General features: G+C 59.0%; 27 protein-coding genes. 14 read left to right on the plus strand and 13 right to left on the minus strand.

The window, feature by feature from the left end; genetic code table 11:
• Window positions 1–100: 100 nt before the first annotated feature.
• Genes LZG00_04015 through fsa form a run of 4 tightly spaced genes read right to left on the minus strand, consistent with a single transcriptional unit; the run spans window position 101 to window position 3,145 of the window.
• Entirely contained in the window at window positions 101–805 is a 705-nt protein-coding gene (locus tag LZG00_04015; protein MCF3593156.1) for a CDP-alcohol phosphatidyltransferase family protein, read from the minus strand.
• Between the two features lie 19 nt (window positions 806–824).
• Window positions 825–1,748, minus strand: a complete 924-nt coding sequence (locus tag LZG00_04020) for a tyrosine recombinase XerC (GenBank protein MCF3593157.1) — start codon at window positions 1,746–1,748, stop codon at window positions 825–827.
• Entirely contained in the window at window positions 1,745–2,452 is a 708-nt protein-coding gene (locus tag LZG00_04025) for a DUF484 family protein (protein ID MCF3593158.1), read from the minus strand. The genes LZG00_04020 and LZG00_04025 overlap by 4 nt, the downstream gene beginning before the upstream one ends.
• A gap of 39 nt (window positions 2,453–2,491) precedes the next feature.
• Window positions 2,492–3,145: a fructose-6-phosphate aldolase gene (gene fsa / locus LZG00_04030; GenBank protein MCF3593159.1), complete on the minus strand. Its 654-nt coding sequence runs from the start codon at window positions 3,143–3,145 to the stop codon at window positions 2,492–2,494.
• 89 nt (window positions 3,146–3,234) lie between these two features.
• Between fsa and LZG00_04035 the strand changes: the two genes are divergently transcribed.
• The gene (locus LZG00_04035; protein MCF3593160.1) at window positions 3,235–5,424 is read left to right on the plus strand and encodes a primosomal protein N'; all 2,190 of its coding nucleotides are present in this window, start codon (window positions 3,235–3,237) and stop codon (window positions 5,422–5,424) included.
• Window positions 5,425–5,428: 4 nt separating this feature from the next.
• Here the strand turns inward: LZG00_04035 and LZG00_04040 are convergent, their stop codons facing one another.
• Window positions 5,429–6,490 carry a YeeE/YedE family protein gene (locus LZG00_04040; protein ID MCF3593161.1) on the minus strand — a complete coding sequence of 354 codons (1,062 nt, stop codon included), beginning with the start codon at window positions 6,488–6,490 and terminating at the stop codon, window positions 5,429–5,431.
• Between the two features lie 110 nt (window positions 6,491–6,600).
• On the opposite strand from LZG00_04040, the gene LZG00_04045 reads away from it, so the two are divergent.
• The 3 genes from LZG00_04045 to LZG00_04055 all read left to right on the plus strand — a co-directional run bounded on the left by LZG00_04045 (window position 6,601) and on the right by LZG00_04055 (window position 9,225).
• On the plus strand, window positions 6,601–7,836 hold the full coding sequence (locus LZG00_04045; GenBank protein ID MCF3593162.1) for an MFS transporter: 1,236 nt from the start codon (window positions 6,601–6,603) through the stop codon (window positions 7,834–7,836).
• A gap of 69 nt (window positions 7,837–7,905) precedes the next feature.
• A complete protein-coding gene (locus LZG00_04050) occupies window positions 7,906–8,775 on the plus strand; it encodes a 50S ribosomal protein L11 methyltransferase (protein MCF3593163.1) in 870 nt (289 codons plus the stop codon).
• A gap of 105 nt (window positions 8,776–8,880) precedes the next feature.
• Window positions 8,881–9,225: a hypothetical protein gene (locus tag LZG00_04055; protein ID MCF3593164.1), complete on the plus strand. Its 345-nt coding sequence runs from the start codon at window positions 8,881–8,883 to the stop codon at window positions 9,223–9,225.
• Between the two features lie 100 nt (window positions 9,226–9,325).
• On the opposite strand, the gene LZG00_04060 is transcribed toward LZG00_04055, so the two are convergent.
• Window positions 9,326–9,532, minus strand: coding sequence for a DUF1127 domain-containing protein (locus tag LZG00_04060; protein MCF3593165.1), 207 nt, complete (start codon window positions 9,530–9,532; stop codon window positions 9,326–9,328).
• A 319-nt stretch (window positions 9,533–9,851) separates the two neighbouring features.
• Between LZG00_04060 and ruvC the strand changes: the two genes are divergently transcribed.
• The 7 genes from ruvC to LZG00_04095 all read left to right on the plus strand — a co-directional run bounded on the left by ruvC (window position 9,852) and on the right by LZG00_04095 (window position 15,771).
• On the plus strand, window positions 9,852–10,358 hold the full coding sequence (gene ruvC / locus LZG00_04065) for a crossover junction endodeoxyribonuclease RuvC (GenBank protein ID MCF3593166.1): 507 nt from the start codon (window positions 9,852–9,854) through the stop codon (window positions 10,356–10,358).
• Window positions 10,355–11,029, plus strand: coding sequence for a Holliday junction branch migration protein RuvA (gene ruvA, locus LZG00_04070; GenBank protein ID MCF3593167.1), 675 nt, complete (start codon window positions 10,355–10,357; stop codon window positions 11,027–11,029). The genes ruvC and ruvA overlap by 4 nt, the downstream gene beginning before the upstream one ends.
• Before the next feature lie 3 nt (window positions 11,030–11,032).
• The gene (gene ruvB / locus LZG00_04075; protein MCF3593168.1) at window positions 11,033–12,064 is read left to right on the plus strand and encodes a Holliday junction branch migration DNA helicase RuvB; all 1,032 of its coding nucleotides are present in this window, start codon (window positions 11,033–11,035) and stop codon (window positions 12,062–12,064) included.
• A gap of 214 nt (window positions 12,065–12,278) precedes the next feature.
• Window positions 12,279–13,097 carry a hypothetical protein gene (locus tag LZG00_04080; protein MCF3593169.1) on the plus strand — a complete coding sequence of 273 codons (819 nt, stop codon included), beginning with the start codon at window positions 12,279–12,281 and terminating at the stop codon, window positions 13,095–13,097.
• A 13-nt stretch (window positions 13,098–13,110) separates the two neighbouring features.
• Window positions 13,111–13,737, plus strand: a complete 627-nt coding sequence (locus tag LZG00_04085) for a hypothetical protein (protein MCF3593170.1) — start codon at window positions 13,111–13,113, stop codon at window positions 13,735–13,737.
• A gap of 83 nt (window positions 13,738–13,820) precedes the next feature.
• The gene (gene thpR / locus LZG00_04090; GenBank protein MCF3593171.1) at window positions 13,821–14,378 is read left to right on the plus strand and encodes an RNA 2',3'-cyclic phosphodiesterase; all 558 of its coding nucleotides are present in this window, start codon (window positions 13,821–13,823) and stop codon (window positions 14,376–14,378) included.
• Between the two features lie 202 nt (window positions 14,379–14,580).
• Window positions 14,581–15,771, plus strand: a complete 1,191-nt coding sequence (locus LZG00_04095) for a LysR substrate-binding domain-containing protein (GenBank protein MCF3593172.1) — start codon at window positions 14,581–14,583, stop codon at window positions 15,769–15,771.
• Window positions 15,772–15,896: 125 nt separating this feature from the next.
• Here LZG00_04095 and LZG00_04100 read toward each other — a convergent pair whose 3' ends face one another.
• Complete coding sequence (locus LZG00_04100; protein ID MCF3593173.1) at window positions 15,897–16,355, minus strand: hypothetical protein; 459 nt, start codon at window positions 16,353–16,355, stop codon at window positions 15,897–15,899.
• 290 nt (window positions 16,356–16,645) lie between these two features.
• On the opposite strand from LZG00_04100, the gene LZG00_04105 reads away from it, so the two are divergent.
• The gene (locus LZG00_04105; protein ID MCF3593174.1) at window positions 16,646–17,239 is read left to right on the plus strand and encodes a thymidine kinase; all 594 of its coding nucleotides are present in this window, start codon (window positions 16,646–16,648) and stop codon (window positions 17,237–17,239) included.
• Complete coding sequence (locus LZG00_04110) at window positions 17,236–18,012, plus strand: hypothetical protein (protein ID MCF3593175.1); 777 nt, start codon at window positions 17,236–17,238, stop codon at window positions 18,010–18,012. Before LZG00_04105 ends, LZG00_04110 begins: the two co-directional genes overlap by 4 nt.
• Window positions 18,013–18,119: 107 nt before the next feature.
• Here LZG00_04110 and LZG00_04115 read toward each other — a convergent pair whose 3' ends face one another.
• The 6 genes from LZG00_04115 to LZG00_04140 form a co-directional block, all read right to left on the minus strand.
• A complete protein-coding gene (locus LZG00_04115) occupies window positions 18,120–19,241 on the minus strand; it encodes a beta-ketoacyl-ACP synthase III (protein ID MCF3593176.1) in 1,122 nt (373 codons plus the stop codon).
• An 81-nt stretch (window positions 19,242–19,322) separates the two neighbouring features.
• Window positions 19,323–20,273 (minus strand): D-glycerate dehydrogenase, encoded by a 951-nt coding sequence (locus tag LZG00_04120; GenBank protein ID MCF3593177.1) that lies wholly within the window; start codon window positions 20,271–20,273, stop codon window positions 19,323–19,325.
• Window positions 20,270–20,611, minus strand: coding sequence for a tRNA-binding protein (locus LZG00_04125; protein MCF3593178.1), 342 nt, complete (start codon window positions 20,609–20,611; stop codon window positions 20,270–20,272). Before LZG00_04125 ends, LZG00_04120 begins: the two co-directional genes overlap by 4 nt.
• The gene (proC, locus tag LZG00_04130) at window positions 20,604–21,419 is read right to left on the minus strand and encodes a pyrroline-5-carboxylate reductase (protein ID MCF3593179.1); all 816 of its coding nucleotides are present in this window, start codon (window positions 21,417–21,419) and stop codon (window positions 20,604–20,606) included. The genes LZG00_04125 and proC overlap by 8 nt, the downstream gene beginning before the upstream one ends.
• A gap of 148 nt (window positions 21,420–21,567) precedes the next feature.
• Window positions 21,568–21,780: a hypothetical protein gene (locus LZG00_04135; protein ID MCF3593180.1), complete on the minus strand. Its 213-nt coding sequence runs from the start codon at window positions 21,778–21,780 to the stop codon at window positions 21,568–21,570.
• A gap of 15 nt (window positions 21,781–21,795) precedes the next feature.
• Window positions 21,796–22,296: a YbjN domain-containing protein gene (locus LZG00_04140; protein MCF3593181.1), complete on the minus strand. Its 501-nt coding sequence runs from the start codon at window positions 22,294–22,296 to the stop codon at window positions 21,796–21,798.
• Window positions 22,297–22,909: 613 nt separating this feature from the next.
• Between LZG00_04140 and LZG00_04145 the strand changes: the two genes are divergently transcribed.
• On the plus strand, window positions 22,910–24,151 hold the full coding sequence (locus LZG00_04145; GenBank protein MCF3593182.1) for a branched-chain amino acid ABC transporter substrate-binding protein: 1,242 nt from the start codon (window positions 22,910–22,912) through the stop codon (window positions 24,149–24,151).
• The last annotated feature ends 61 nt before the right edge of the window (window positions 24,152–24,212 follow it).

Raw genomic sequence — 24,212 nt, forward strand, 5'->3', positions numbered from 1 at the left:
AGGTTAATCGGGCTTAACCATCGGCGCATTTACCCGGCAGCCGGAAAGCAGCCGAACGGTGCACACGAGTCACCCCCAGATTTTTCTGCGAAAAATTGTGTTAACCCTGCGGGACGCTGCGTTCAGGAATGATCTGCTGGGCGATGCCGGCAAAGAGCAGATAAATCGAGGTCACAATCAACCCCCAACTGGCCCAACTCTCGGGATGAAAATCAACCCAAGCGGCCCACCCGGCAAAGAAGGTCCAGGCCAAAGCCATTGGTAACGTTAGGCTTCTCCAACGCTCCGTGCGCACGGGATGGACGAATTTGAGCGGCAAGAACATGCCAATAGCCAGCGCCACAACCAACGCCAGAATTACCCAGAAATTGGGATGCAGCGCAAACATCACGATCGCCACCATATTCCAGCATCCGGGAAATCCGGAAAAGGAATTATCCTTAGTTTTCATTCGGGTATCGGCAAAATAGAGCGCGCTTGCGAAAGTGATCACGATAATGACAAACCAGCCTGTCCAGCCCTCAAAAAGCCCCGACCTGAACAGCGCAAATGCCGGGATGAAAACATATGTCAGATAGTCGATAATCAGGTCGAGTAGGACCCCGTCAAACTCCCCAGCATATTGTTTTACATCATATTTTCGCGCCAAGGGCCCGTCGATACCATCAACCGCAAAAGCCACCACCAGCCACAAGAACATCAGGTCCCATTTGGCATCTACTGCCGCCAGCATCGCCAGCATCGCGAACACCGCGCCGGTGGCTGTTAACAAATGGACGCTAAGCGCTTTGAATTGATGTGTCATAATCACTACTCTCAACCGTTCAGCCCGCCTTGGGGTGGGCCTTGTCATAAACCTCCATCAACCGCGCCTGATCAACCGCTGTATAGGCCTGTGTGGTCGAAAGCGAGGCGTGTCCCAGAAGCTCCTGAATGGTGCGCAAGTCCCCGCCTGCGCTCAATAAATGTGTGGCGAATGAATGCCGCATCGCATGTGGCGTGGCGCTGGCCGGAAGGCCCAGTTGCGCGCGCGCGCGCGCCATCACCATTTGCACTGACCGGGGCGAAAGCCTGCCCCCGCGCAGCCCGCGAAACAGCGGCTGATCCGGCTCTGTTGGCCAAGGGCAAAGTGCCAGATATGCTTCAACCGCTTCACGCACGACGGCGATCACCGGGATAACCCTTTCTTTACCGCCTTTGCCGATAATGCGAAGAACCGACGGCAAGGGTGTATCTTCTCCGTTAAGGCTCAACGCTTCGGAAATTCGCAGGCCACAGCCGTACAAAAGCGTTACCACCGCTGTATCACGGGCGGCAATCCAAGGGTTTTCATGTTGAAATTCAACGGTTTCAATCATTTCCTGCGCCGCGTCTTCGCTTAAGGGGCGGGGCAATTTGCGCTGAAACTTCGGGCTACGCGCTGCCAGAACCGCGCTGATTTCGGCGCCTTCACGTTCGCTGAGCCAACGAAAGAAACTTTTCACCGCCGAGAGCTTTCGCGCCAAGCTGCGTGGGCCGACACCGGTGCCGCGCGTATGGGCCATCCAGGCGCGCATGTCAGAAACCGTCAGCCGCATCAGCGGCGCAATTCCCTGCGCTTCACCCTTGTGGGCGGTGATGAACGAAAGGAAATCCCCGACATCGCGGCTGTAGGCATCAATCGTGTTGGCGCTCGCCCCATTGAGCGCTTTCTGCCCCTCCAGCCAGCTTTGCATTGCATCGCGTGCGGCGGGAGAAATCAGGCTCATGACAGCCAGCGGCGCATCGCCCTTTCAAACACGCCTGCAAAGAACGCAAGGAGATCGGTGCCCTGCTGCGGGGTGAACATATGCGGGTCTTCCGACCCCATGAGCAACATGCCGGGCAACCGGCCTTCGCCGAAATTGAGGTTCAGGCAGGCTTCCGAGCGGATCCAGCCTGCTTTGTCGCCGAACATGCGTGCATCGCCTGCTTCGATCTGGCGAAGCGTCACCTGTCGCATCGGCGCGCCGCGCTCGCCGGTAACATAGTTGTCGATAAAGCCCGGTTCCGCCACGGTCAAAACCGAGCCGAGCCGCTTGACCGCCGGGTCTTCGTCGTTTTGCACCGATTCCAGAACCAGTTTCACACAATCGACCCTAAGAATTTCTGCAACTTCGCCGCCGAGATCTTTCAAGAAGCCCTCGAATTCCACCGGATCAAGCATCCGCAAAATCGCGCGATGCACCTGATTTGTTCCCGCGAGGTTCTCATATGCGGCCGCAATAACGCTGCGATGGGTGTCTTCCAACCGATCAAGCCGCGCTTCAAGCCGCTCCATGGCAATGCCACGTAGATCGACGATATTGCCGCCCATAGAACGTTCGTTCGCGGCAATTAGGGCGCGCATAACATCTTGATCTTCCAGAATAACTTCTGGATCAGCGATGATTTTCTCGCGCACATCGTCCTGCATACGGGGCGTGCTGCTCATGGGTGCCTCGTCGGTCATTTTTTCGGGTTATATCATGGGCTACAGAATTTTCTGCCCTGTTTTTTCCCAATCGGCCAAAAATGCCGCCAACCCCTTGTCGGTCAACGGATGCGACACCATCGCCTTGATCACGTTCGGCGGTGCCGTCACCACGTCCGCACCTATGCGCGCGCAGTCGGCCATGTGGTTCACGCTGCGGATCGACGCCGCCAGAATTTCGGTTTCAAACCCATAGTTGTCATAGACATCGCGCATATCCGCGATCAACTCCATGCCGTCGAGATTGATATCATCCAATCGGCCAATGAAAGGCGATATGAACGACGCCCCCGCCTTGGCCGCCAGGATCGCTTGGTTGACGCTGAAACACAGCGTTACGTTCACCATGTTTCCTTCTGATGTCAGCACCTTGCAGGCTTTCAGTCCGTCCCAGGTCAGCGGCACCTTGACCGCGATGTTTGGCGCAATCTCGGCCAGTTTTCGCCCCTCTGCGATCATCGCATCGGCTTGGGTCGCCACGACTTCGGCGCTGACCGGGCCGTCAACCATCTCGGCGATTTCTTTTGTGACTTCGAGAATGTCGCGACCCGACTTCATGATCAGCGACGGGTTGGTCGTTACCCCGTCGACCATGCCCAGCTCGTTCAGTTCGGCAATCGCGTCGACTTCGGCCGTATCAACAAAGAATTTCATCTTGGAATACCTTGCATGGGATTGATTTTGTCAGCGGCGGGTTTACCCGATAGAAAGCACTCTCGAAACCCCCAATCCCGGTGAAGCCCGTGAAAGACTATTTTGATGAAGGCGAGCTTGTTGCGGTGCTGACCACGCAGCCGCTTGACCGCTTGCTCGATTACAAGGCGCCGGAAGGGGGCTGCCACATGGGTGCGTTTGTCGAGGTGCCGCTTGGCCCGCGCAAGGTGCTCGGCGTGGTCTGGGGCGCGGGGCAAGGGGATTTCGACCTGTCGCGCATTCGTTCGGTCAGCAAAGTTCTCGACATGGCACCGATGCGGGCCGAGATGAAAGCGTTCTTGGAACGGGCGGCAGATTACACGTTGACGCCGCTATCGGCGATGCTGCGACTTGCCACACGGGCGCCGGGGCTGACCGATCCCCCCTCTATGCGCAAGGTCTATCGTCCGGGAAAGGGCGAACCCGACCGGCATACCGATGCGCGCAGCCGGGTTATGCAGGCACTGAATGACTATGGCGGTTTATCGTTCACACTCAAAGAGTTGACAGATGTGGCAGGGGTATCGTCATCGGTGGTAAAGGGGTTGGTCAAGCAAGGGGTGGTGTGGGAAGAGGATTCCCCGCGCGACGTGCCCTTTGCCCTTCTCGATCCCGATCTTCCGAGCAAGGAGTTGGCCGCAGATCAAGCCTCTGCGACCGCGATTTTGCGCGATGAAGTGCGCTCCGAGCGGTATGGCACGACACTGCTGCGGGGCGTCACAGGCTCGGGCAAGACCGAGGTCTATCTCGAAGCCGTTGCCGAATGCCTGCGGATGCGCAAACAGGCGTTGGTTCTGTTGCCAGAGATCGCCCTGAGCGCCGAATTCATGGCACGGGTCGAGGCGCGGTTTGGGGCGCGGGCTGCCGAATGGCACTCGGGCGTCACCATGACCGAACGACGCCGCACCTGGAAAATGGTTGGGCAAGGCGGGGCGCAGATTGTCGTTGGCGCGCGTTCAGCGTTGTTTTTACCGTTCCTCGATCTTGGGCTTATCGTGGTCGATGAAGAGCATGACACGTCCTATAAACAAGAAGATGGTGTGCTTTACAATGCGCGCGATATGGCTGTTTTGCGCGCTTCTTTGTGTGATGCGCGCGTCGTGTTGGCATCGGCCACGCCCAGCCTTGAAAGCTGGGCCAATGCCGAAGCAGGAAAATACGATAAGCTGGTTCTGACATCGCGTTTTGGCGCTGCTGTGTTGCCCGATATGCGTGCAATTGACATGCGCGATGTGAAATTGCCCTCAAACCGCTGGATATCGCCAGAATTGGCGCAGGCGGTGAATGCGCGGTTGGAGAAGGGCGAGCAGTCATTGCTGTTTCTCAATCGGCGTGGCTTTGCGCCGGTGACAATCTGCCGGGCCTGCGGACATCAGATCGCATGTGATCACTGCGATGCGCGCATGGTGGAACACCGGTTTACCAAACGTCTCGTTTGCCACCAATGCGGTGAGAGCAAACCTCTGCCTGAAATCTGTCCTTCCTGCGAAGTCGAGGGGCGCATGGCGGCCGTCGGACCGGGGGTTGAGCGGATGACAGAGGAAGCGACCGAACTTTTCCCAGATGCACGAGTGGCGACCTTGTCATCTGATTTGTTTGGGTCGGCGCGTGCTTTGAAAGAGCGGATCGCCAGCATTGCCGAGGGCGAGGCCGATGTCATCGTCGGTACGCAATTGGTAGCAAAAGGCCATAACTTCCCGTTGCTTACGCTTGTTGGCGTAATTGATGCCGATCTCGGCCTACAAGGGTCTGATCTGCGCGCAGCCGAGCGGACATTCCAGCTGATGCGCCAGGTCTCGGGCCGGGCAGGGCGCGCCGAAAGGGCGGGCGAAGCGTTGTTGCAGACCTATCAGCCCGAGCATCCGGTCATCCGCGCGATTCTGGGTGGGGAAGAAGAGCAATTCTGGAAGGCCGAGGCCGAAGAGCGCCGCCATGCCGGCGTGCCGCCATTCGGGCGGATGGCCGGGATCATCCTGTCCTCGCCCGAACTACAGGCCGTTTTCGAATTCGGCAGCGCACTGGCGCGCAGCGATGCCCCCTTGCGCGCGGTCGGGGCACAGGTTTTTGGGCCCGCACCAGCGCCGATTGCACGCATACGTGGACGTCATCGGGTGCGGTTGTTGGTAAAAGCGGCTAAGGGCGCAGCGTTGCAGCCCGCAATCGCGACGTGGCTGGGCAAGATGCGTCCCGGCACGAACATTCGCGTGACGGTCGATATCGACCCTCAGAGCTTCTATTGAAGCATCATACGGTGGCAGTGACGCGGTTCTGATCGACAAGAATATCTGTCGCAATTGCACCGATCCACATGCAAAACAGTGCAAGCCAGGCTGTGCCGACAAAGATTGACCCGCCAGTTACGCCTGCGCCGATGGCACAGCCTCCGGCCAGCATCGCACCAAATCCCATCAGCACAGCACCGGTCATTGAACGGCGCATGTTTGATTCATCGGAAAAGCCCTGAAAATGGAACTCGCCGGCGAGCACCGCAGAGAAGAAGGCGCCGATCACAACGCCGGGCACAAGCCCGATGTCAAACTCTAGAACCGCATTCTGATCGAGGAAAAACATCAGTGTATTGGCCGAAGGACCAGAGAATGTAGCGCTCTCAACCGGCACCGGATCAAACGCAACCTGGCTGAGTGAAAAGGTCAGAACCCAGCCCAAAGCAACCGCAAAGCCAACACCCGAGGCAAACACCAATCGCCGCCAGCCGATCCTGTTCTGGGCGGAAATGAGTAGTGCCAGCGCAGCGGTTAAGAAACCAAAGGCCAATCCGGCGTAGTCAGGGAGGCCAAAATGGATCAGCAGGTCAAGATTGCGGCCGCCTTTGGTGATCCACAGGGCGGCAAGGCTGTCGCGCAAGGGGGCGAGCATGCCGGAGAGTGACATCTGGGCCACCACGGCAAAGATCAACCCCGAAACAACTGCGCGCAAATTGCCGGTCGCAGCAAGAACCAACAGGCGCCCGGAACAGCCGCGCGCCAACACCATGCCAACACCGAACATAAGCCCGCCTATGATCGCGCCAGACCAACTTCCTGTCACGGCCATCATTCGGGCATCTTCGCTGCGTAGCAGGCCGGATAGCTGCGCGCCCTGAACCCAGACCACTGCAGTTGAAAATGTCAGCAACCACACGGCCACTTTGCCTTGCATCAAACCGCGCGCGAACTCGACAGCCGCCGCGCGCAGACAAAAGCGCGAACGATGCGCCGCAACGCCGAAAACCAGTCCGGTGAAGACGCCAAACAAGGCCGCAGTCGGGCCTTCGCCAATCCGCTCCACAAGTGCAATCAGGTCCATGGTTTCGCTTTCGTCGCGCGTTCAAGTCATACATGCTGATATATAAATATGTCGCATTGATCCAGATCAGGAAGTCTGGGCAAGACAGCGAAAACGGCGTATGCGATAGCATGAGCCATACGATTCCCCTTGCAGAAGCCCGGTTTCTGCCTTTTTGGCGTCGGCCGGTAACGCTTCTTTTCTTGATGGCGGCGGCGATGCCAATTGCCTTTGCCACATGGTCGGCACTGCTGAACAATTTCGTCATCGAGGTAGGCGGGTTCAACGGATCGGACATTGGTTGGCTACATACAGTGCGCGAGATCCCGGGGTTTCTGGCAGTCGGCGTCATCGCCATTATCATCTTCGTGCGCGAGCAGGTGCTAGGGATCGTTTCTCTTATCCTGCTGGGCGCCGCAACGGCTGTAACGGCGTGGTTTCCCTCGATGGGTGGCATTCTGACCATAACAATGCTCAGCAGCATCGGATTCCACTATTACGAAACCGTAAATCAATCATTGCAGCTTCAGTGGTTGCCCAAGGACAGAGCGCCACAGGTTCTGGGGCTCTTGCTCGCGGCTGGCTCGGCGGCAACCCTGGTTGCCTATGGTCTGATCGTGTTGACGTGGCAGAGCTTCGATCTGAGCTATAATTTTGTCTATCTCGTTGCTGGCGGTACTACTGTGGCGCTGGCGCTCTTTTGCCTGCTGGCCTATCCACAGTTCGAGGCACCTAATCCGCAGGTCAAGAAGATGGTCCTGCGGCGGCGCTATTGGCTTTACTACGCCCTGCAATTCATGACCGGCGCGCGGCGTCAGATTTTCGTCGTCTTCGCGGGCTTTATGATGGTCGAGAAATTCGGCTTTCAAGTGCATGAGGTGACGGCGCTGTTTCTCGTCAACCTAGTGATAAATATCTTCTTGGCACCACTATTCGGGCAGGCTGTGGCGCGGTTTGGCGAGCGCAATGCGCTGGTGTTCGAATATGCCGGGCTGGTGGGCGTTTTCCTGGCTTATGGCGGGATTTATTACTTCGGTTGGGGCGTTGTTCTCGCGGCAGTACTCTATGTGGTTGACCATATGTTCTTTGCTTTGGCCTTGGCGCTTAAGACCTACTTTCAGAAAATTGCCGATCCGGGGGATATTGCGCCGACGGCGGCTGTGGCGTTTACCATCAATCATATCGCGGCGGTGTTCCTGCCGGCGCTGCTTGGTTATCTCTGGCTGATCTATCCAGGGGCGGTATTTCTTCTGGCAGCGATGATGGCGGCAGTATCTCTTGGCTTGGCTCTGCTGATCCCGCGGCATCCTGAACCGGGCAACGAGACCGTATTTTCGCGCTTTGCCCTTCGTGCTGCGGCGGAGTGACTGCCAAAGACTTGACCATCAGGTGACTTGGGCCTAGGCGGTTTGGCATTGCCTGCGGAGATCGGACGAATGCCAACTTTTACTGCACTGACCACATTGACAGGCAAAGATCAGGCCGAAGCCTTGGGCGAGGCCATGGAGCGGCTTGAGCCGGCTCCATCGGGGGTCGGGGTTTTTGAGCTTGAAGACGGATCCGGCCTTTGGGAAGTGGGCGGTTACTTTACCGAGCCACCGAACGGGGCAGGGTTGGCCCTTCTGGAAGCGGCATTCGGGGCGAAGCCCTTTGCGGTGTCGGAATTGCCTGAGACCGATTGGGTCGCCAAGGTAAGGCGCGAACTGGCGCCTGTACGGGCGGGGCGGTTTTTCGTCTATGGCAGCCACGACGCCGATAAGGTTCCAGAAGATTCGATACCGCTACTGATCGAAGCGGCCATGGCGTTTGGGACTGGCCATCATGGCACGACGTTGGGTTGCCTGTTGGCGCTGGAAGAGCTTGCCGAGGCGGGGTTCAAAGCAAGCAACACGGTTGATATCGGCTGTGGCACAGCGGTGTTGGCCATGGCGGCGGCGCGACTTTGGCCAGAGCTGGTTTTGGCGAGTGATATTGATCAGGTGGCGGTCGATGTCGCCGAGGCCAATATTTTGGCCAACGGTCTGGAGGGGCGGGTGCAGTGCTTCGAGGCTGCCGGATTTGATCACGCCGAACTGGGCGCAAAGACGCCATTTGACCTGATCTTTGCCAATATCCTGAAGGGTCCTCTGATCGCTCTGGCACCTGACATGGCAGCGAATCTGGCATCGGGTGGTAAGGCGATTCTGTCGGGTATCCTCAACGAGCAGGCGGATGATGTGATTGCGCATTATGCACGATCTGGCATCAATCTGGTCCGACGCCGTGAGATTGGTGAATGGACGACGCTGATTTTGGAGCAGCAATAGGCCGTCTGAACGAATTTTCGCCGTATTTGAGCTATTTGCCTCAATCTTGCCTTATTTCGGATGGATATTTGGGCTTTCCAGTGGGGGCTTACACTGGAGTCTGCCATGCTTGGTGCGAAAAACAGTTTTGACGAGCGCCTGCACCGGATCGGTAGATCTGGTCGTCGGCCCAAAAAGGCTTACACGCCAGTGGTCGGCCCGGACGGGTTGATCGTTGTAAGGCGCCGCTCGAGCGGGCCGAAAGTGCCGGTTCGTGGCCTGATCTATCTTGCTTGTGGGTTTATTCTGTTCAAATCCATCGCTCTGGCCCAATTCGGGGCGCAGGGGTATGAGGATCGCTTGGCGATGTTGAGCGAGGGAACAGCGGTGGAGAAGGTAAGTGCCTGGGTCATGCAGGCCGATCGCGCGACGCTATGGGTGGCCGACAAAATCCGCCCGTTCCTGCGCTAAGCTTTGAATTCCAAAGGACTGGGTCAGATGGCCCGGTTGCAAAAATAGCCGCGTTTCCTTCTGGAAAACGCGGCTATTTCATGACTGGATTATCAGAGGTTCAGAACTTTGCGGAAATCGTATCGATATCGCCGCGGCAGAGCCCGATATCGTCGAGCTCGCGATCTGAAAGTTGTGCCAAGGCATTGCGGGTAACGCGGGCGTCATTCCATGCGATGAACGTTGCCAGCGCGCCTGCGAAAAACCGGCCGATACGGCCGTTGGTGTCAGTGGTGAACTGAACGCGGGGTGTGTCGATTGCAGCCATATCCTTATCCCTTCTCTGTATTGATGGTCAGCGACTCTCTGAGCGGCAGATAGGCCTGTAGTTTCAAACGTTCAAGCAGACAAAATTGCATAGGCCTCATGCAATTTCTGCATGGATCCGACGGCGAAAAAATCCTTTTAAAACATGGTGGAAATGCAGCTGTAAGGGTGTCGCTTTCAGGCAGGAAGGATGTCGGTTTTGAACGACCAGGTCGCTTGTGGAGAACTTCGGTCGTTTTTGACATCTCATGCATTGGCGTTGGCAAATGTTCTCGTTTCGTGCTAGTGCTTCAAAAAAGCAACAGGGCAGTGGGAAAGTTATGCGGGTTTTAGGGATTGATCCCGGGCTTCGAAACCTCGGTTGGGGCGTTATCGACGTGGACGGCAGCCGATTGAAGCATGTGGCCAATGGCACCTGTCGCTCTGAAGGCGCGACGCTGGCCCAACGGCTGTTGTCGCTGCATCAGCAGCTAAGTGCGATTGTGATCCAGTTTGCGCCAGATATGGCGGCTGTGGAGCAGACGTTTGTAAACAAGGATGGTGCTGCGACGTTGAAGCTGGGGCAGGCGCGGGGCATTGCGATGCTGGTGCCGGCACAGGCGGGGCTGGAGATCGGGGAATATGCGCCAAACACGGTAAAGAAAACGGTTGTAGGTGTAGGCCATGCCGACAAGACGCAGGTAGCCCATATGGTAAAGGTGCAATTGCCCGGTGCAGTGCTTCATAGCCCGGACGCGGCGGATGCGCTTGCGATTGCCATTTGTCACGCACATCATGCAGGATCACGAGCAAGCATAGCAGCGGCACTTGGCAAGGTGGGATCATGATCGGCAAGATTTCCGGGCGAATTGACTATCGCGGCGACGATCATGTGCTGATCGACGTGCGCGGCGTCGGCTATCTGGTCTATTGCTCGGAGCGGACGCTGGCGGCGCTGCCCGGTCCGGGGGAGGCGGTGGCGCTTTATACAGATCTGTTGATGCGACAAGACTTGTTGCAGTTGTTTGGTTTTACCTCGCTCGTCGAAAAAGAATGGCACCGGTTGCTGATGAGCGTTCAGGGTGTCGGGGCCAAAGCGTCGATGGCCATTCTGGGGACACTTGGTTCAGATGGGGTTAACAGGGCGATCGCGTTGGGCGATTGGAACGCCGTGAAGGCAGCCAAGGGGATCGGGCCGAAGACGGCGCAACGGGTGGTTAATGAACTGAAAGACAAGGCGCCTGCAGTGATGGCGATGGGTGGCACGATGTCAGCGCCTGTGATGGCCGCACCGGGCGACACGGGCGAAGTGATCGAGCCGGCGGAAGCCGTTCGGACCTCGGTGCGCGCTACGGGGAGTGCGGCCGTGCAATCAGAGGCTCTTTCAGCCTTGTCCAACCTCGGTTATGGCCCTGGGGAAGCAGCGGGCGCGGTGGCGCAGGCCGCTGGAGAGCATGACGGTGCCGACACGCCGGCGCTCATCCGTGCGGCGCTCAAGCTGTTGGCACCAAAGGGATAAATCATGGATCAGCCGGACCCGACATTGCGCCCTGATCCGTTGCCAGAGGATACCGACCGGGCGCTCAGGCCGCAATTGCTCGAAGAATTTGTCGGCCAGCAGGAAGCACGGGCGAATTTGCGGGTGTTCATCCAGAGCGCGAGGATGCGCGGCGCGGCGATGGATCATACGTTGTTTCACGGGCCTCCGGGGTTGGGCAAGACAACGTTGGCGCAGATTATTGCGCGCGAGTTGGGTGTCGGCTTTCGTATGACCAGCGGGCCGGTGCTGGCCAAGGCCGGCGACCTGGCAGCCATCCTGACCAATCTCGAAGCTAATGACGTTCTTTTTATTGATGAAATTCATCGGCTTAACCCGGCAGTTGAAGAGGTGCTTTACCCGGCGCTGGAAGATTTCGAGCTTGACCTAGTGATCGGAGAAGGGCCGGCGGCGCGCACGGTCAGGATCGAACTGCAGCCCTTTACGTTGGTCGGCGCGACGACGCGGTTGGGGTTGCTGACGACGCCGTTGAGGGATCGGTTCGGGATTCCGACGCGGTTGCAGTTTTATGAAATTCACGAGTTGAATCAGATTGTTAAGGCCAATGCGCGCAAGCTGGGCGTGGAAACTGACCCCGATGGCGCGCTGGAGATTGCACGCCGGTCGCGCGGAACGCCGAGGATTGCCGGGCGATTGCTGCGCCGGGTGGTGGATTTTGCCTTGGTCGAGGGTGGGGGAAAGATCAGCCGGGAACTGGCCGATGCGGCGCTGATCCGGCTGGGGGTGGACCATCTTGGGCTTGATGGTGCCGACCGGCGCTATCTATCTATGATTGCAGAGAATTACCAGGGTGGGCCCGTCGGAATCGAGACCATGGCGGCGGCGCTGAGCGAGGCGCGGGACGCGATCGAAGAGGTGATTGAACCCTTCCTTTTACAGCAGGGTCTGATCCAGCGCACGCCACGCGGAAGGATGCTGGCGCAAAAGGGGTGGAGCCATCTGGGGATGGCCGCGCCGGAGCCGAAAGCGGGTCAGAATGACCTGTTCGAGAAGTAGGCGGCGCACGCTGCGTTAACCATGGGAATTCCAGGGAAAAGAGGGGGGTGACTCCCGGCTGCCGTATGGCTGCCATCCGGCTGCCGGGGAAATGCGACAGAGAATCGGGTGAACGTATTAACACTTGCACTGTGGCTGCCTGAACTAAGTCTCCGGGTTGCCCCGGATTGCAGGCTGGGGCAAGTTGCGCGAAATCCCGTTTTGGAGGCCTGATATGTGCCGTGTCTTTCGTGCTGTTTTGCTACCTCTCATCGCGGTGATCGTGTCGGTTGGCGGGCAGGGTGCGGCGCAGGAGATCGACCTCAACTCGCGACTCGGGCCAATTGCGATTGTCGAGGCAGGCGAGTTGAAGAAGGCCGTGTCGCTGGGCGGGCGGGTGTTGGCGTTGCCGAGCGATCCCTACATTGCCTTTGTCGAGGCGCGGCTGGGAGATCTTTTTCTGATCGCGCTGTCGCAGGGCGGTAACGCATGTCCGGCACAGTATGTCTGGCTGCACGCGATTCCCAGTGATCTGCGGTTTTCCGATGTGTTCGGGACATGCTCGGACCTGATCGAGGTGAGTTATGACAGCGAGAACGTGATGGTGACGATGCCGTCAATGGTGGCGGGCGAAGGCAAGGTGACCTTCCTTTATGATGGCAAGGGACAGGTGCGCGAGCGGCGTGACGATGTGGTGCTTTCGGGGATGGCGCGTTGGGACGACTGGAACTATTGGGCGGCACGTCACCCTTACGAGATGATGGCTGCGGCGGATATGCGGCCGCGGTTTGTCGCGCTGATGGGGGTTGATGCCTATCTTGCGGCGCTGGCGCGTGTTGCGGTGGCCAGTGAAATGAGGCGCGAGGGTGACTGGATCGTCGGTCAAGGCGGCGAGCCGCACAATGCAGGTGAGGCGCGCACCGCTGTGGCGCTGAACACGCGCGACGGGCGGCTGATCGTGGCGAGCAAGGGCGAAGGCGTGGCGCCGGTTCTGTGGGGACATCCCGGCGCGGTGTTGCCGGGGCCGATTGCGGCAATCATGGCAATGCGATGAAGCGGAGAAGCGCATGACACCAGACGAAATTGAGGCACTGTTCACGCGGGCGGATGGCTCGTATCTTTTTGCGCGCTGGGGGCGGCCGATCGTGCCGGTGGTGTTTGGCGTGGATGATGCGACGCTTTCGGTGATCAAGGGGGCGATCGAGGCGGTGGTCACGTTGGCCGGGCACAAGATGGCCGAGACCGACCCGGAACTGGGCAGCAACCTGATGTTCTTTTTCTGTCGCGAGTGGGACGAGTTGCAGGGCGTGGGCGGGCTGGACCGGTTGGTGCCGGAACTTGATACCACGGTGGCGCGGCTGAAGGCGCAAGGCGCCAACCAGTATCGGTTTTTCCGCTTTGAGGAGAGCGGCGAGATCAAGGCGGGGTTCGTCTTCTTGCGCATGGATGAAAGCCTGTCGCAGATGGCGGCGGAAGATCTGGCGTTGGCGCAGGCGGTGCAGGTGATCTTGCTCTGGGGGGAGGGAGCTTTTGGCAAGACCTCGCCTCTGGCGCGCGCGCCGGGCGGGCAGGTGATCTTGCGCCCGGAAATAGCGGCGGTGATCGCGGCGGGGTATGACAGGGCATTGTCGGGTGTGGCGCAGGACGGCACGGCGCATGGGCTGCGGATGTTTGCGCGCATGCAGGCGGGGTAGAAATGCTGCCCGTGGGCAGCATGTGGGGCGCTGCCCCACGCCCCGGGATATTTTCGGCAAGATGAAAGGATGGCCGAGGCAGAATGCGGGCGTTTGTGGCACTTGATCTGGATGAGGCGATGCTGGATGCGCTGGAGGAGGTGCAGGCGGGATTGCCGGGGCGGATTGTGCCGCGCGAGAACCTGCATCTGACATTGGCGTTTCTGGGGGAGGTGAGTGAGGCGGTCTTGCTCGAGGTGCATGCCGGGTTGGCCGCATTGCAGCCAGAGGCGCCGGAGTTGCGGGTGACGGGGCTGGATGTGTTTGGCGGCAAGAAGCCCAAGCTGGCTTTTGCGGCGGTGGCGGCGAACCCCGAGCTTGAGACGCTGCAGCGGGCGGTGGTGCGGCTGTGTCGAGAGGCGGAGGTGGATCTGCGCCGCGAGCGGTTTCGCCCGCATGTGACGCTCACCCGGTTTGGACGCGAGATTGGCCGTCGGGATGCCGAGGTTCTGGCCCGACGGCTTGGGGTTTTGGCGATGCCGGGAGCGCGCGCGGCGGGGCTGTCGCTTTGCCGTTCGGAGTTGCGAGCGCAGGGGCCGCGCTATTTGGCATTGACGTCATACCCATTTGAAGGACCGTCAAGCGAGGAGGCAGGCGCATGATGATTTCGTCACGGTGTCTGGAATCCGGGGGTGTGTTGTGGCAGTCAGGTCGTTAAGTGGGCGATGACCTTCGAAGTTCTGGCCGCTGGTCACAAAACCTGTGGTCGGGTGGGTTCGAAGCTTGCAAGGTTGGGCCAGCCGAGCCAGTTTGAAGGCTCGAGTTATTACTATGCGCGAAATTCGCAGGACAGGGATGAAGCCGATGAGAGTGCCCACCGACGCCGCCGCTTTGCGCGACAGCTTTATCGGGGGCATGAGCCATGCGGCCAATACGGTGAATGTGGTGACCACCGATGGTGCGGCGGGGCGCGGTGGTGTGACGGTATCGGCAATGACCGCTGTTTCGGCCGATACGCCGCGCCCGACGCTTTTGGTCTGTGTGCATGAGCAGAGTCCGGTGGCGCAGCAGATCATTGATAACGGTATCTTTGCCGTGAATGTTCTGAAGGATGATCAGGCCTATATTTCGGACGCTTTTGCGGGTCGGTTCAAGGATCAGCTTGTTGATAAGTTCGATTGTGTCGACTGGGCGGCGATGCGCTCGGGGGCGCCGCGGATTGTTGACCCGCTGGTGGCGTTTGATTGCCATGTGATTTCCGGTGAGCGGGTCGGCACGCATCATGTATTTTTCGGCGAGGTCGATGATGTGTTCATCGCCGATCAGGGCTCGCCGTTGATCTATGCCCGGCGGGGCTATGGCGCGGCGACGCGGATCGAGACGCCTGCCAGCGTGGCGGCGGGCAAGGAGGCTGTGGGAAAGCGGCTTGGGGTGGGGTGTTGTCACACCTTTGGGCCGATCCTGTTGCCCGATATGATCCGCCGGATGACGGCGGCCGAGGCGAGCGTCGAGATCGAGTTGATCGAAGGCGATCAGCGCCGGGTTCAGGAGGCGGTGATGGCGGGCGAGGCGGATGTTGCGCTGCTCTATGACCTGGGGCTGCCAGAGGAGCTTGAGGCGACGCTGTTGAGCGAGCTGGCGCCTTATGTGCTGTTGGCGCAGGATCATCCGTTGGCGCAAAAACCAGAGCTTGAGGCGCAGGACCTGGAGGGGCATCCGATGATCCAGATGGGAACGATGCAGACGGGGGACCATTTCAGCGCGGTGCTGGAGCGTGCCGGGGTGCGCCCGCGTGTGGCCTATCGCTCGACCAGTTTCGAGATGGTGCGCGGGTTGGTGGGGCAAGGGTTGGGCTTTGCCATTCTGGCGACACGGCCTGCCGCCACGGTGAGCTATGACGGGCATTTATTGGTGACGCGACCGCTAAAGGCGCAGGCCGCGCCGAGCCGGGTGATGCTGGCCACGCGCAAGGGGGCGCAGTTGAGCGCGCAGGCGGAGAAATTTGTCTGGTATTGTCGCGACTATTTTGACCTGCATGGCAGGGTCGACGGGTGAGCCTTGTCAATCTTGTGCGGCGTGCGGCCATGCGGGGCAGGTAAGAGGCGAAGGTCGATTGGGGCGGACCGGCAGGGCCGGGATTGCGGGCAACTGATCTGAGTGGCGCAGGATGGTGCGGCCGCTCAGATGGTTTCCTCTTCGAGATGTAGCTTCATGTCGAGCAACACCTGTTGCAACGCGACCGCCTCTTTCAACAGGCGCTTGGCTTCGTTGACCGTGATGATGCCGTCTTCGATGGATTGCTGATATTCGGCGATCAGCATGGCAAATCGTTGGCTGAGCGCGATGACATCGGAATTGATTCCGCCCTTTTCAGACGTGTTCTCGCGTCGGTCATCATAGCTGAGCGTGATGCCTTTCAACTCGGCCAAAGCCGAGGTGACATGCGGGTAGCTTGAAGCCTCTTCAAGTGCAGCGACCGCATCAATCGGCATGAACCGATCATTGTGCTCGTCGCTTTCAGAATAGTAACGACCCAGCGTAGCCTTGGACTTGCCGGTGAGCTTGCAGGCCGGTTCAATGCCGACATCCTTCACAAGCGCCTCGGTATGCTTTTTCAAATAGCTGCTAACACCAGCCATACAATCCTTACCCCCTATTCGCATGCCCGGTTCCCCGCGAGTCAGCGGAAATCCGAAAGTATTTTCCCCTTAGTAGGTTTGGCTGCAAATGTCATCTTTGAAAACGCGATGGGTCAGTTACGGTGGGCCTGGATGCGCTGTTGCGACGCAGCGCGCAGGGTTTTGGGCCACAAAGCGGTGCTTGTGGTGCGGCGATGCGTAGCGTCACCATCATTGGTGGAACGGCTTGTCCGTCGGCGATGCGCCCGCCTCTTGCATCCCGGGGTGCAAGCGGCGAAAACCGACGGATCATGGCCAAACTCTATTTCCATTATTCGACGATGAACGCCGGTAAATCGACCGTGCTGCTGCAAGCGTCTCACAACTATCGCGAACGCGGCATGCAAACTTATTTGCTGACGGCGAAACTTGATGATCGGGCGGGCGAAGGGCGGATTGCCAGCCGCATTGGAATCGGCTCTGCCGCCGATACGTTCCTGCCCGAGGATGACCTTTGTGCGCGGATCGCGGTGCGGCTTCGCGAAGGGGCGGTGGCGTGCATCTTTATCGATGAGGCGCAATTTCTGACGCGCGAGCAGGTCTGGCAATTGGCCCGGGTGGTGGATGATCTGAACGTGCCGGTGATGTGCTATGGTCTGCGGGTCGATTTTCGGGGGGAGTTGTTTCCCGGCTCGGCCGCACTCTTGGCGCTGGCCGATGAAATGCGTGAGGTGCGCACGATCTGTCATTGCGGCAAGAAGGCGACGATGGTGGTGCGGATGGACGCCGAAGGCTGCGCGATGAGCGAGGGCGATCAGGTGCAGATCGGCGGGAATGAAACCTATCTCAGCCTTTGCCGACGGCATTGGCGTGAGGCGATGGGGGATCGAAAGGCGGGCGCATGATGGATCATACAACATTGGGCCGGACGCTGGCCGAGGCGCGATTGACGGGCAGGAAGCTGCGCGATTATCCCGGGGAGAAGCCCGAGGGCTTGGAGGCGGCATTTGCAGTGCAGGACGCTCTGGCGGTGGCGATGGGTGCGCCGGTGGTGGGCTGGAAAGTGGGTCTTACGTCGCCACGCGCTCAGGCGCTTTGCGGGGTGGATCAGCCGTTGGCCGGGCCTTTGTTTGAAGGGACGGTATTTGACAGTGGCGTTGAATTGGCGCTGTGCGAGGGCGATCTGGGCGTGTTGGAGGCCGAGATCGGATTTCGCATGAACGCGCCGTTGCCGACGCGCGAGGCGCCTTACGGGCGCGACGAAGTGCTGGCGGCAATCGGGGCGGTTCTGCCGGTGTTTGAATGGGTGAACAAGCGGCTGCCCGGCGGTTTGATGGATGAGATTGAGTGGATCGTCGCGGATGGGGTAATTAATCGGGCGCTGGTCTGCGGAGCGCCGCTGGCGTTTTCGCGCGACATGGATTTGACGGCCGAAACCGTGCGTGTCTTGCGGGATGGCGTCCAGGTGAGTGAGGGGGTCGGGGCGAATGCGCTGGGCGATCCCTTGGCGGTTATGGTCTGGCTGGCCAATGATCTGAACCAGCGCGGCAAGGGGCTTGGCGTCGGTGATGTGGTTGCAACCGGGTTGATAGCGGACGTGGTGCAGGCCAGCCCCGGTGCGCGGTTTGAGGCGGTGTTTGGCACGCTTGGGCGGGTGTCGCTTGGGGTTGCGGGTTAAAGTGTCTTGCTGTTCATCCGGGTCACGGATTTGATGCAAAGTGCCGATAGTATTGAAGGTCGTGGACCTTTTCCATTTTCCCTGTTTCAGGAAAAATGCAAACGACTTTAGACCCGCTCAACGATCACAGAACCGACAGAATAGCCCGCCCCGAAGGAGCAGATCAGGCCGAGATCGCCGGGGGCCATATCGTCGGAATGCTTGGCAAAGGCGATGATCGAACCGGCGGATGAAGTGTTGGCGTAATCTTGCAGGATATTGGGCTGCTCGCCCGTTTCCGGTGTGCGGCCAAGCACCTTGCGGCCAATGAAATCGTTCATCGATTTGTTGGCCTGGTGCAGCCAGAGCCGCTTGAGATCGCTTGCCTCGACCCCGGTTTCGGCCAGGTGTTCGGCGATGTGGGCTGAGACCATCGGTACTACCTCTTTGAACACTTTGCGGCCATTTTGCATGAACTGCATGTCGCGCCGATCGGCCACGCCGTCGGGGCGGTTGCGGCGCAGGAAACCGTTGTTGTTGCGGATATTGTTGGAGAACTCGGTGGCACAGCGCACGGAGCGCACCAGCCAGTGCGCGCCCTTTGCGTCTTGGGCGCGTTCCATCACCGTGGCGGTGCAGACGTCGCCGAAGATGAAATGGCAATCGCGGTCGCGCCATTCGAGATGGCCGGAAGTGATCTCGGGGTTGACGATCAGCGCCTTTTTCACCGAGCCGGAGCGGATCATGTCGGCGGCAGCTTGAATGCCGAAGGTGGCCGAGGAGCAAGCGACGTTCATGTCAAACGCAAAGCCGCCCGCGCCGATGGCGTTCTGAATCTCGACGCCGATCGCCGGATAGGCGCGCTCCATGTTGGAGGCGGCGCAGATCACGAGGTCGATTTCTGAGGCGTCAATTCCGGCCTGATCGAGCGCCTTGGTGCAGGCGTCGATTGCGATTTCGGTCATGATACCGTGTTCATCGTCGGAGCGCTGACGGAAGCGGGGATACATCCTGGAGGGATCTAGAACACCTTCTTTATCAAGCACATAGCGCTGTTCAATGCCTGATGCCTTGAAGATGAATTCGGTCGAGGAGGGTTCGAGCGCGTCGAGTTCACCGGCGGCGATGGCCGCGGCGTTGTCGGCGTTGAACTTGTCGACGTAGGTGTTAAAGGCGTGCACCAATTCTTCATTGGTGATGGATTGGGCGGGGGTGAAGACGCCGGTGCCTGTGATCGCTGCTTGGTGCATTTTATTCCTTCCCGAAGGCTTTCCCGAGATCACCCCGGAACGGCGGGGAAATCAAGGGGCTGTCGTCTGATTTTGCGTTGCTCAGACCACATTGGGCGGGGTCTGACCATCGAAATATGCGCGCAGGTTGGCAACCGCCATCAGTCCCATATCGCTGCGCACATCCAGAGCGGCGGTGCCGAGGTGGGGCAGCAGAACGACATTTTCCAGCGCGATCAGCGCGTCGGGCACGTGTGGTTCGTGTTCATAGACATCAAGGCCCGCGCCCGCGATGGTGTTGTTTTGAAGGGCGTTGATCAGAGCGGCCTCGTCAACCACGTCGCCGCGCGAGATATTGATGAGGTGGGCAGTGGGGCGCATTGAGGAAAGAAAGCCGGGGCCGATCAAGTGACGGGTTTCGCGCCCGCCGGGGACGGCGATGACGACGATATCGGCACGGCGTGCGAGCTCGTGTTGGGGGACTTGCTCGGAGGGGAAGTCCATATGTTTTTCCGAGCGGTTGGCATAGAGCACTTCCATGCCAAACCCATGATGACAGCGTCGCGCGATTGCCTGACCGATGCGGCCCATGCCGATGATGCCGACGGTCTTGCCTGTGACATGAAGCCCCAGCATCTGCATCGGATTCCAGCCGACCCATTTGCCAGCGCGCAACATGCGTTCGCCTTCGCCAAGGCGGCGTGCGCTCATCAGGATCAGGGCCATGGCGATGTCGGCGGTGGCATCGGTCACCGCGCCGGGCGTGTTGGTGACAGTGACGCCGCGCGCGGCGGCAGCGGTGGCGTCGATATGATTGTAGCCGACGCCGAAATTGGCGAGGATTCTCGTGCGCGGCTTGGGCGCATCGGCGAACACCTGTTCGGAGAAGGCATCGCCGAGGGTTGGAAGGATGGCGTCATAATCGTGCAGCGCGACGCGCAATTCGTCATCGCTTAGCGGGTCGATGCTGTCGCGCACAGTCACGTCGAGGAATGCACGCGCGGCGTCGAGCACGGCGGCGGGATGGGGGCGGGTTATGAGCAGCTTCTTCAATGCATTCTTGCCCCGTTGGGCACCTCTTGATCCGGTTTGATGAGCACGATGCCGCCATCGCTATCAGAGGCACCGAGCACCAGACATTCCGACATGAACTTGCCGATCTGGCGGGGTGGGAAATTGACCACGGCCATGACCTGGCGACCGACCAGGGCTTCGGGGGTGTAATGCGCGGTAATCTGCGCCGAGCTTTTACGTTCCCCGATTTCGGGGCCGAAATCGATCCAGAGCTTGATAGCAGGTTTACGTGCTTCGGGGTAGGGTTCGGCGCGGATCACGGTGCCTGCGCGGATTTCCACCTTGAGGAAATCGTCGAATGTGAGTTCGTCAGCCATTGGCAAGCTCGCGCGAGCGGTCGGCGGCAGCGGCGACGGTTTGTTTGATGAGCGGTGGCAGGCCTGTTTGGGCATTCATAAGCACTTCTAATCCGGCTTGGGTGGTGCCATTGGGCGAGGTGACATTGATTCGCAACTGTTCGGGGCTTTCGTCGCTTTGCATTGCCAGTGCACCGGCGCCTGCGACGGTGGCCTTGGCCAATTGCATGGCGAGATCGGGGGCGAGGCCTTGGGCCTCACCAGCGGCGGCCATACATTCGATCATGTGAAACACATAAGCCGGGCCGGAGCCCGAGAGGCCGGTGACGGCGTCCATCTGGGACTCCGAGTCGAGCCGGACCACTTCGCCGACGGCCATGAGTAAGGCTTCGGCCATGTCGAGCGCGGCGGCGGAAGCGTGGGCATTGCCGATCATCGCGGTGATTCCCTTGGCGATGGCGGCGGGGGTGTTAGGCATGGCGCGAATGACGGGGGTATTGGCACCCAGTGTCGCCTCGTAATGCGCAATCGGCGTGCCAGCGGCGACGGAGAGGAAGACGGTTTGGCCATTGCCAAGCGGCGCCAGCACCGGCAGGGCTTCGGCCATCATCTGAGGCTTGACGGCAACCAGCACGATGGCGGGATCATCAGGCAGGGGGGCATTGAGATGGACGCCGGTGGCGCGCAGCCAGTCGGAGGGCGCGGGATCGAGCACATAGACCGAAGTTGGCGGCAATCCGCCATCAAGCCAGCCTTCGAGCATGGCCGAGCCCATCTTGCCACAGCCCAGCAGTACCAGCCCGGATTCAGCGATTTTATTGAAAGACATGATGCTCCCTTCTGTGTGGATCCGCTTTGATCCGCAAATCATAAAGGAGGATGTTAAAACGTTTCGAGACGAACTTGAAACATGAGTTTGACTCGAAACGCCTTAAGACGGCTTGGGCGCGGCGGCGTTGCCAAGAGCGGCCCGGCGTTCAGCGTCGGGTCATCACCGCGAGTACCCCAAGGAACAGATTGACCATGATCGCGATGAGCGCGGTCATTTCATACATGAAAAACCGGCCGAAAATGCCAAATGTGGCGTCGTAGCCGGGAAGCACCCTGGCATCGACCAGAGCGATCCAGATTAGCCACACCAGGACGGCGAGGTTGAAGAGAATAAAGCACCATCTGATCCAGGGTTGCATGGCGGGCCGGGTTATTCAGGCGCGACCGTAGGCTTCGGCCATGGCAATTTGCAGCGCGTCGCGCGGGCTACGATCACCATAAACGACAAGCTGAAGTGCGGGATAGTAGCGTTCGGCGCTGATCACGGCTGCCGAGATCAGGGTGTTGATCTGATCGGGGCCGGCCAGTTGTCCACCCGCCAGCACAAGGCCATAGCGATAGACCATCAGCTTTTGCTCTGCCCAATAGGTGAAGGCGCCTGCCCAGCATTCATCGTTGATCGCATTGAGGGTTTCATAGAGTATCGGTAGCTTGTCGGCGGGCGGCTCCATTTCGAAGGTGCAGACCATGCGCAGGGTTTCATCATAGCCCGACCAGGCGAGCGTGATGGAATAGGTGCGCCATTGGCCCTCGACGGCCATGGCGATTTGATCTTCGGCAATGCGGTCAAAATCCCATTCGTGGTGCGCCGCTAGGCTTTCAACGATGTCTATGGGGTGAAGATCGTCGTCAAGATAATGCTCAGACAAGGCCATGTCGCCACCTCTTTCATTGTTTTGCGCTGGGGTTTGGCAGCGCCCCCAAGCGCTTGGTGCCTGCTCTAGGGAATGGGGCAATGCCTACATTCTCTACGATATATGGTGCGGCGCGGGGAATGCCCTGTAAAGCGATTTGTTGGGGATAACCCCAAGAAGTTGTGGATTACCTGAGATGTGGCACAAATTCTGCGGGGGAGTGCGAGGTAATTATACGAGTCGCCGATCGGCTAAACTGTTTGAAACGCCCGCGTTTTGGTTGCCAGTTGGCAAAGGCACGCTAAGGTGTAGATAGAAAGTACTTTTCTGCTGCACGAGCGGTCAAGGATCCTGACGCCACGTTATGCGCGACAAGGCAAAGAAATCCTTGAGTTCGTGCCGTAGCGCTTTCTTTAATAGGGTCGCAGACTTGGACCATTTCCGGCAACTGTGTCGGGGAGGAGTGGCACGGGTCTTTAATGAGGGGTGAATACCTAAGGGGAACGAGCGGTGTGAATCAAGCCGGGGAGTGTGCAGCGAAGCGTTGCGCCAATGCCCCCGGGCGCAGTGCGCAAAAACGGATGGATACAATCCGGGTGCGCTGAACCAAATCAATCTAGGGAGGAAAGACCATATGAAATCGTTTAAGAAACTGGTTCTGAGTGCGGTTGTTGCAGGTATTGCGGCGACGGCGGCTCATGCCGAAAGTGTCAAGATCGCGTATATTGATCCGCTGTCGGGGCCGTTTGCCGCGACTGGCGTCAACGGTCTGCATCAATTTGAATTCGCCGCCGACTATCTGGTGAATGACAAGGGCGGTGTTCTGGATGGCACGACGTTCGAAGTTATCGGTTTTGACAACAAGACCAGCCCTAAGGAATCGCTGATCCAGCTTCAGGTCGCGATTGACCAAGGCGCGCGCTATATCGTGCAGGGCAACGGCTCGGGTCCGGCGCATGCGCTGACCGATGCGATTGAAAAGCATAACAAACGCAACCCTGACGCCCGAGTTCTGTTCCTGAACTATTCGGCTGTCGATCCAGCGCTGACCAACGAGGCCTGCAACTTCTGGCATTTCCGCTTTGACGCCAATGCCGACATGAAGATGGATGCAATGACCGACGTGATCGCGGCAGATGAATCGATCAAGAAGGTCTATGTCATTGGTCAGGATTATAGCTTTGGTAAGGCTGTGTCCGCCGCTGCGGCCAGCATGCTGGGCGCAAAGCGCCCCGATATTGAGATCGTCGGGAACGAGTTGCACCCGATTGGCAAGGTGAAGGACTTCACCCCCTATGCGCGCAAGATCGTGTCATCGGGTGCTGATGCGGTGATCACGGGCAACTGGGGTTCGGACATGCTGGGCCTGGGCAAATCGGCCATCGAGAACGGCTTTGATGGGCCGATCTTTACCTACTATGGTGCTGGTTCGGGTATGACGGCTGCGTTTGGCGAGTCCGGCAAGAACAGCATCCGTTTGGTCGCGGAAAGCCAGATCAACCCTCCGGCGAGCGATGAGGCGACTGCCCTCTACAATGCCTTCAAGGCCAAGTATCCTGATGGCAATATCGACCAAGGCCGTATCTTCAACGTGATCAACATGCTGGCCATGGCCGCCGAGAAAGCCGGAACTGCAACTGACGTTGTTGCTGTGGCGAGTGCTTTGGAAGGTATGGAAGCTGATGGTGTGTTCGGCGGCAAGCTGATGATGCGCGCGCAAGATCACCAGATCATTCAGGATATCCACATCCAGGTTCACACCAATGAGGGTATCACGTTTACCTATGACAATTCGGATTATGGTGTGTTGCAGGAATCCACTGTCACCATGGCGTCCAAGGATGCTCCGACGACTTGCGAAATGAAGCGCCCGTAAGCCGGGTCTTTTAATGGTCCGGGCCGCAACACGCGCGGCCCGGACCTATCTCGCCGCTCAT

The sequence above is a fragment of the Rhodobacteraceae bacterium LMO-JJ12 genome, from assembly GCA_021555075.1.
In the GTDB taxonomy this organism is placed as follows: Bacteria; Pseudomonadota; Alphaproteobacteria; order Rhodobacterales; family Rhodobacteraceae; genus JAKGBX01.

Coding starts and splice junctions, on each gene's coding strand:
- LZG00_04095 (MCF3593172.1), top strand. CDS start 14,581: ATGAGAGTGCCCACCGACGCCGCCGCTTTGCGCGACAGCTTTATCGGG.
- LZG00_04115 (MCF3593176.1), bottom strand. CDS start 19,241: ATGCACCAAGCAGCGATCACAGGCACCGGCGTCTTCACCCCCGCCCAA.
- LZG00_04085 (MCF3593170.1), top strand. CDS start 13,111: ATGACACCAGACGAAATTGAGGCACTGTTCACGCGGGCGGATGGCTCG.
- LZG00_04040 (MCF3593161.1), bottom strand. CDS start 6,490: ATGGACCTGATTGCACTTGTGGAGCGGATTGGCGAAGGCCCGACTGCG.
- LZG00_04145 (MCF3593182.1), top strand. CDS start 22,910: ATGAAATCGTTTAAGAAACTGGTTCTGAGTGCGGTTGTTGCAGGTATT.
- LZG00_04125 (MCF3593178.1), bottom strand. CDS start 20,611: ATGGCTGACGAACTCACATTCGACGATTTCCTCAAGGTGGAAATCCGC.
- ruvC (MCF3593166.1), top strand. CDS start 9,852: ATGCGGGTTTTAGGGATTGATCCCGGGCTTCGAAACCTCGGTTGGGGC.
- ruvA (MCF3593167.1), top strand. CDS start 10,355: ATGATCGGCAAGATTTCCGGGCGAATTGACTATCGCGGCGACGATCAT.
- LZG00_04110 (MCF3593175.1), top strand. CDS start 17,236: ATGATGGATCATACAACATTGGGCCGGACGCTGGCCGAGGCGCGATTG.
- LZG00_04045 (MCF3593162.1), top strand. CDS start 6,601: ATGAGCCATACGATTCCCCTTGCAGAAGCCCGGTTTCTGCCTTTTTGG.
- LZG00_04080 (MCF3593169.1), top strand. CDS start 12,279: ATGTGCCGTGTCTTTCGTGCTGTTTTGCTACCTCTCATCGCGGTGATC.
- fsa (MCF3593159.1), bottom strand. CDS start 3,145: ATGAAATTCTTTGTTGATACGGCCGAAGTCGACGCGATTGCCGAACTG.
- LZG00_04020 (MCF3593157.1), bottom strand. CDS start 1,748: ATGAGCCTGATTTCTCCCGCCGCACGCGATGCAATGCAAAGCTGGCTG.
- LZG00_04025 (MCF3593158.1), bottom strand. CDS start 2,452: ATGAGCAGCACGCCCCGTATGCAGGACGATGTGCGCGAGAAAATCATC.
- LZG00_04060 (MCF3593165.1), bottom strand. CDS start 9,532: ATGGCTGCAATCGACACACCCCGCGTTCAGTTCACCACTGACACCAAC.
- thpR (MCF3593171.1), top strand. CDS start 13,821: ATGCGGGCGTTTGTGGCACTTGATCTGGATGAGGCGATGCTGGATGCG.
- LZG00_04100 (MCF3593173.1), bottom strand. CDS start 16,355: ATGGCTGGTGTTAGCAGCTATTTGAAAAAGCATACCGAGGCGCTTGTG.
- LZG00_04050 (MCF3593163.1), top strand. CDS start 7,906: ATGCCAACTTTTACTGCACTGACCACATTGACAGGCAAAGATCAGGCC.
- LZG00_04140 (MCF3593181.1), bottom strand. CDS start 22,296: ATGGCCTTGTCTGAGCATTATCTTGACGACGATCTTCACCCCATAGAC.
- LZG00_04055 (MCF3593164.1), top strand. CDS start 8,881: ATGCTTGGTGCGAAAAACAGTTTTGACGAGCGCCTGCACCGGATCGGT.
- LZG00_04135 (MCF3593180.1), bottom strand. CDS start 21,780: ATGCAACCCTGGATCAGATGGTGCTTTATTCTCTTCAACCTCGCCGTC.
- LZG00_04105 (MCF3593174.1), top strand. CDS start 16,646: ATGGCCAAACTCTATTTCCATTATTCGACGATGAACGCCGGTAAATCG.
- proC (MCF3593179.1), bottom strand. CDS start 21,419: ATGTCTTTCAATAAAATCGCTGAATCCGGGCTGGTACTGCTGGGCTGT.
- ruvB (MCF3593168.1), top strand. CDS start 11,033: ATGGATCAGCCGGACCCGACATTGCGCCCTGATCCGTTGCCAGAGGAT.
- LZG00_04015 (MCF3593156.1), bottom strand. CDS start 805: ATGACACATCAATTCAAAGCGCTTAGCGTCCATTTGTTAACAGCCACC.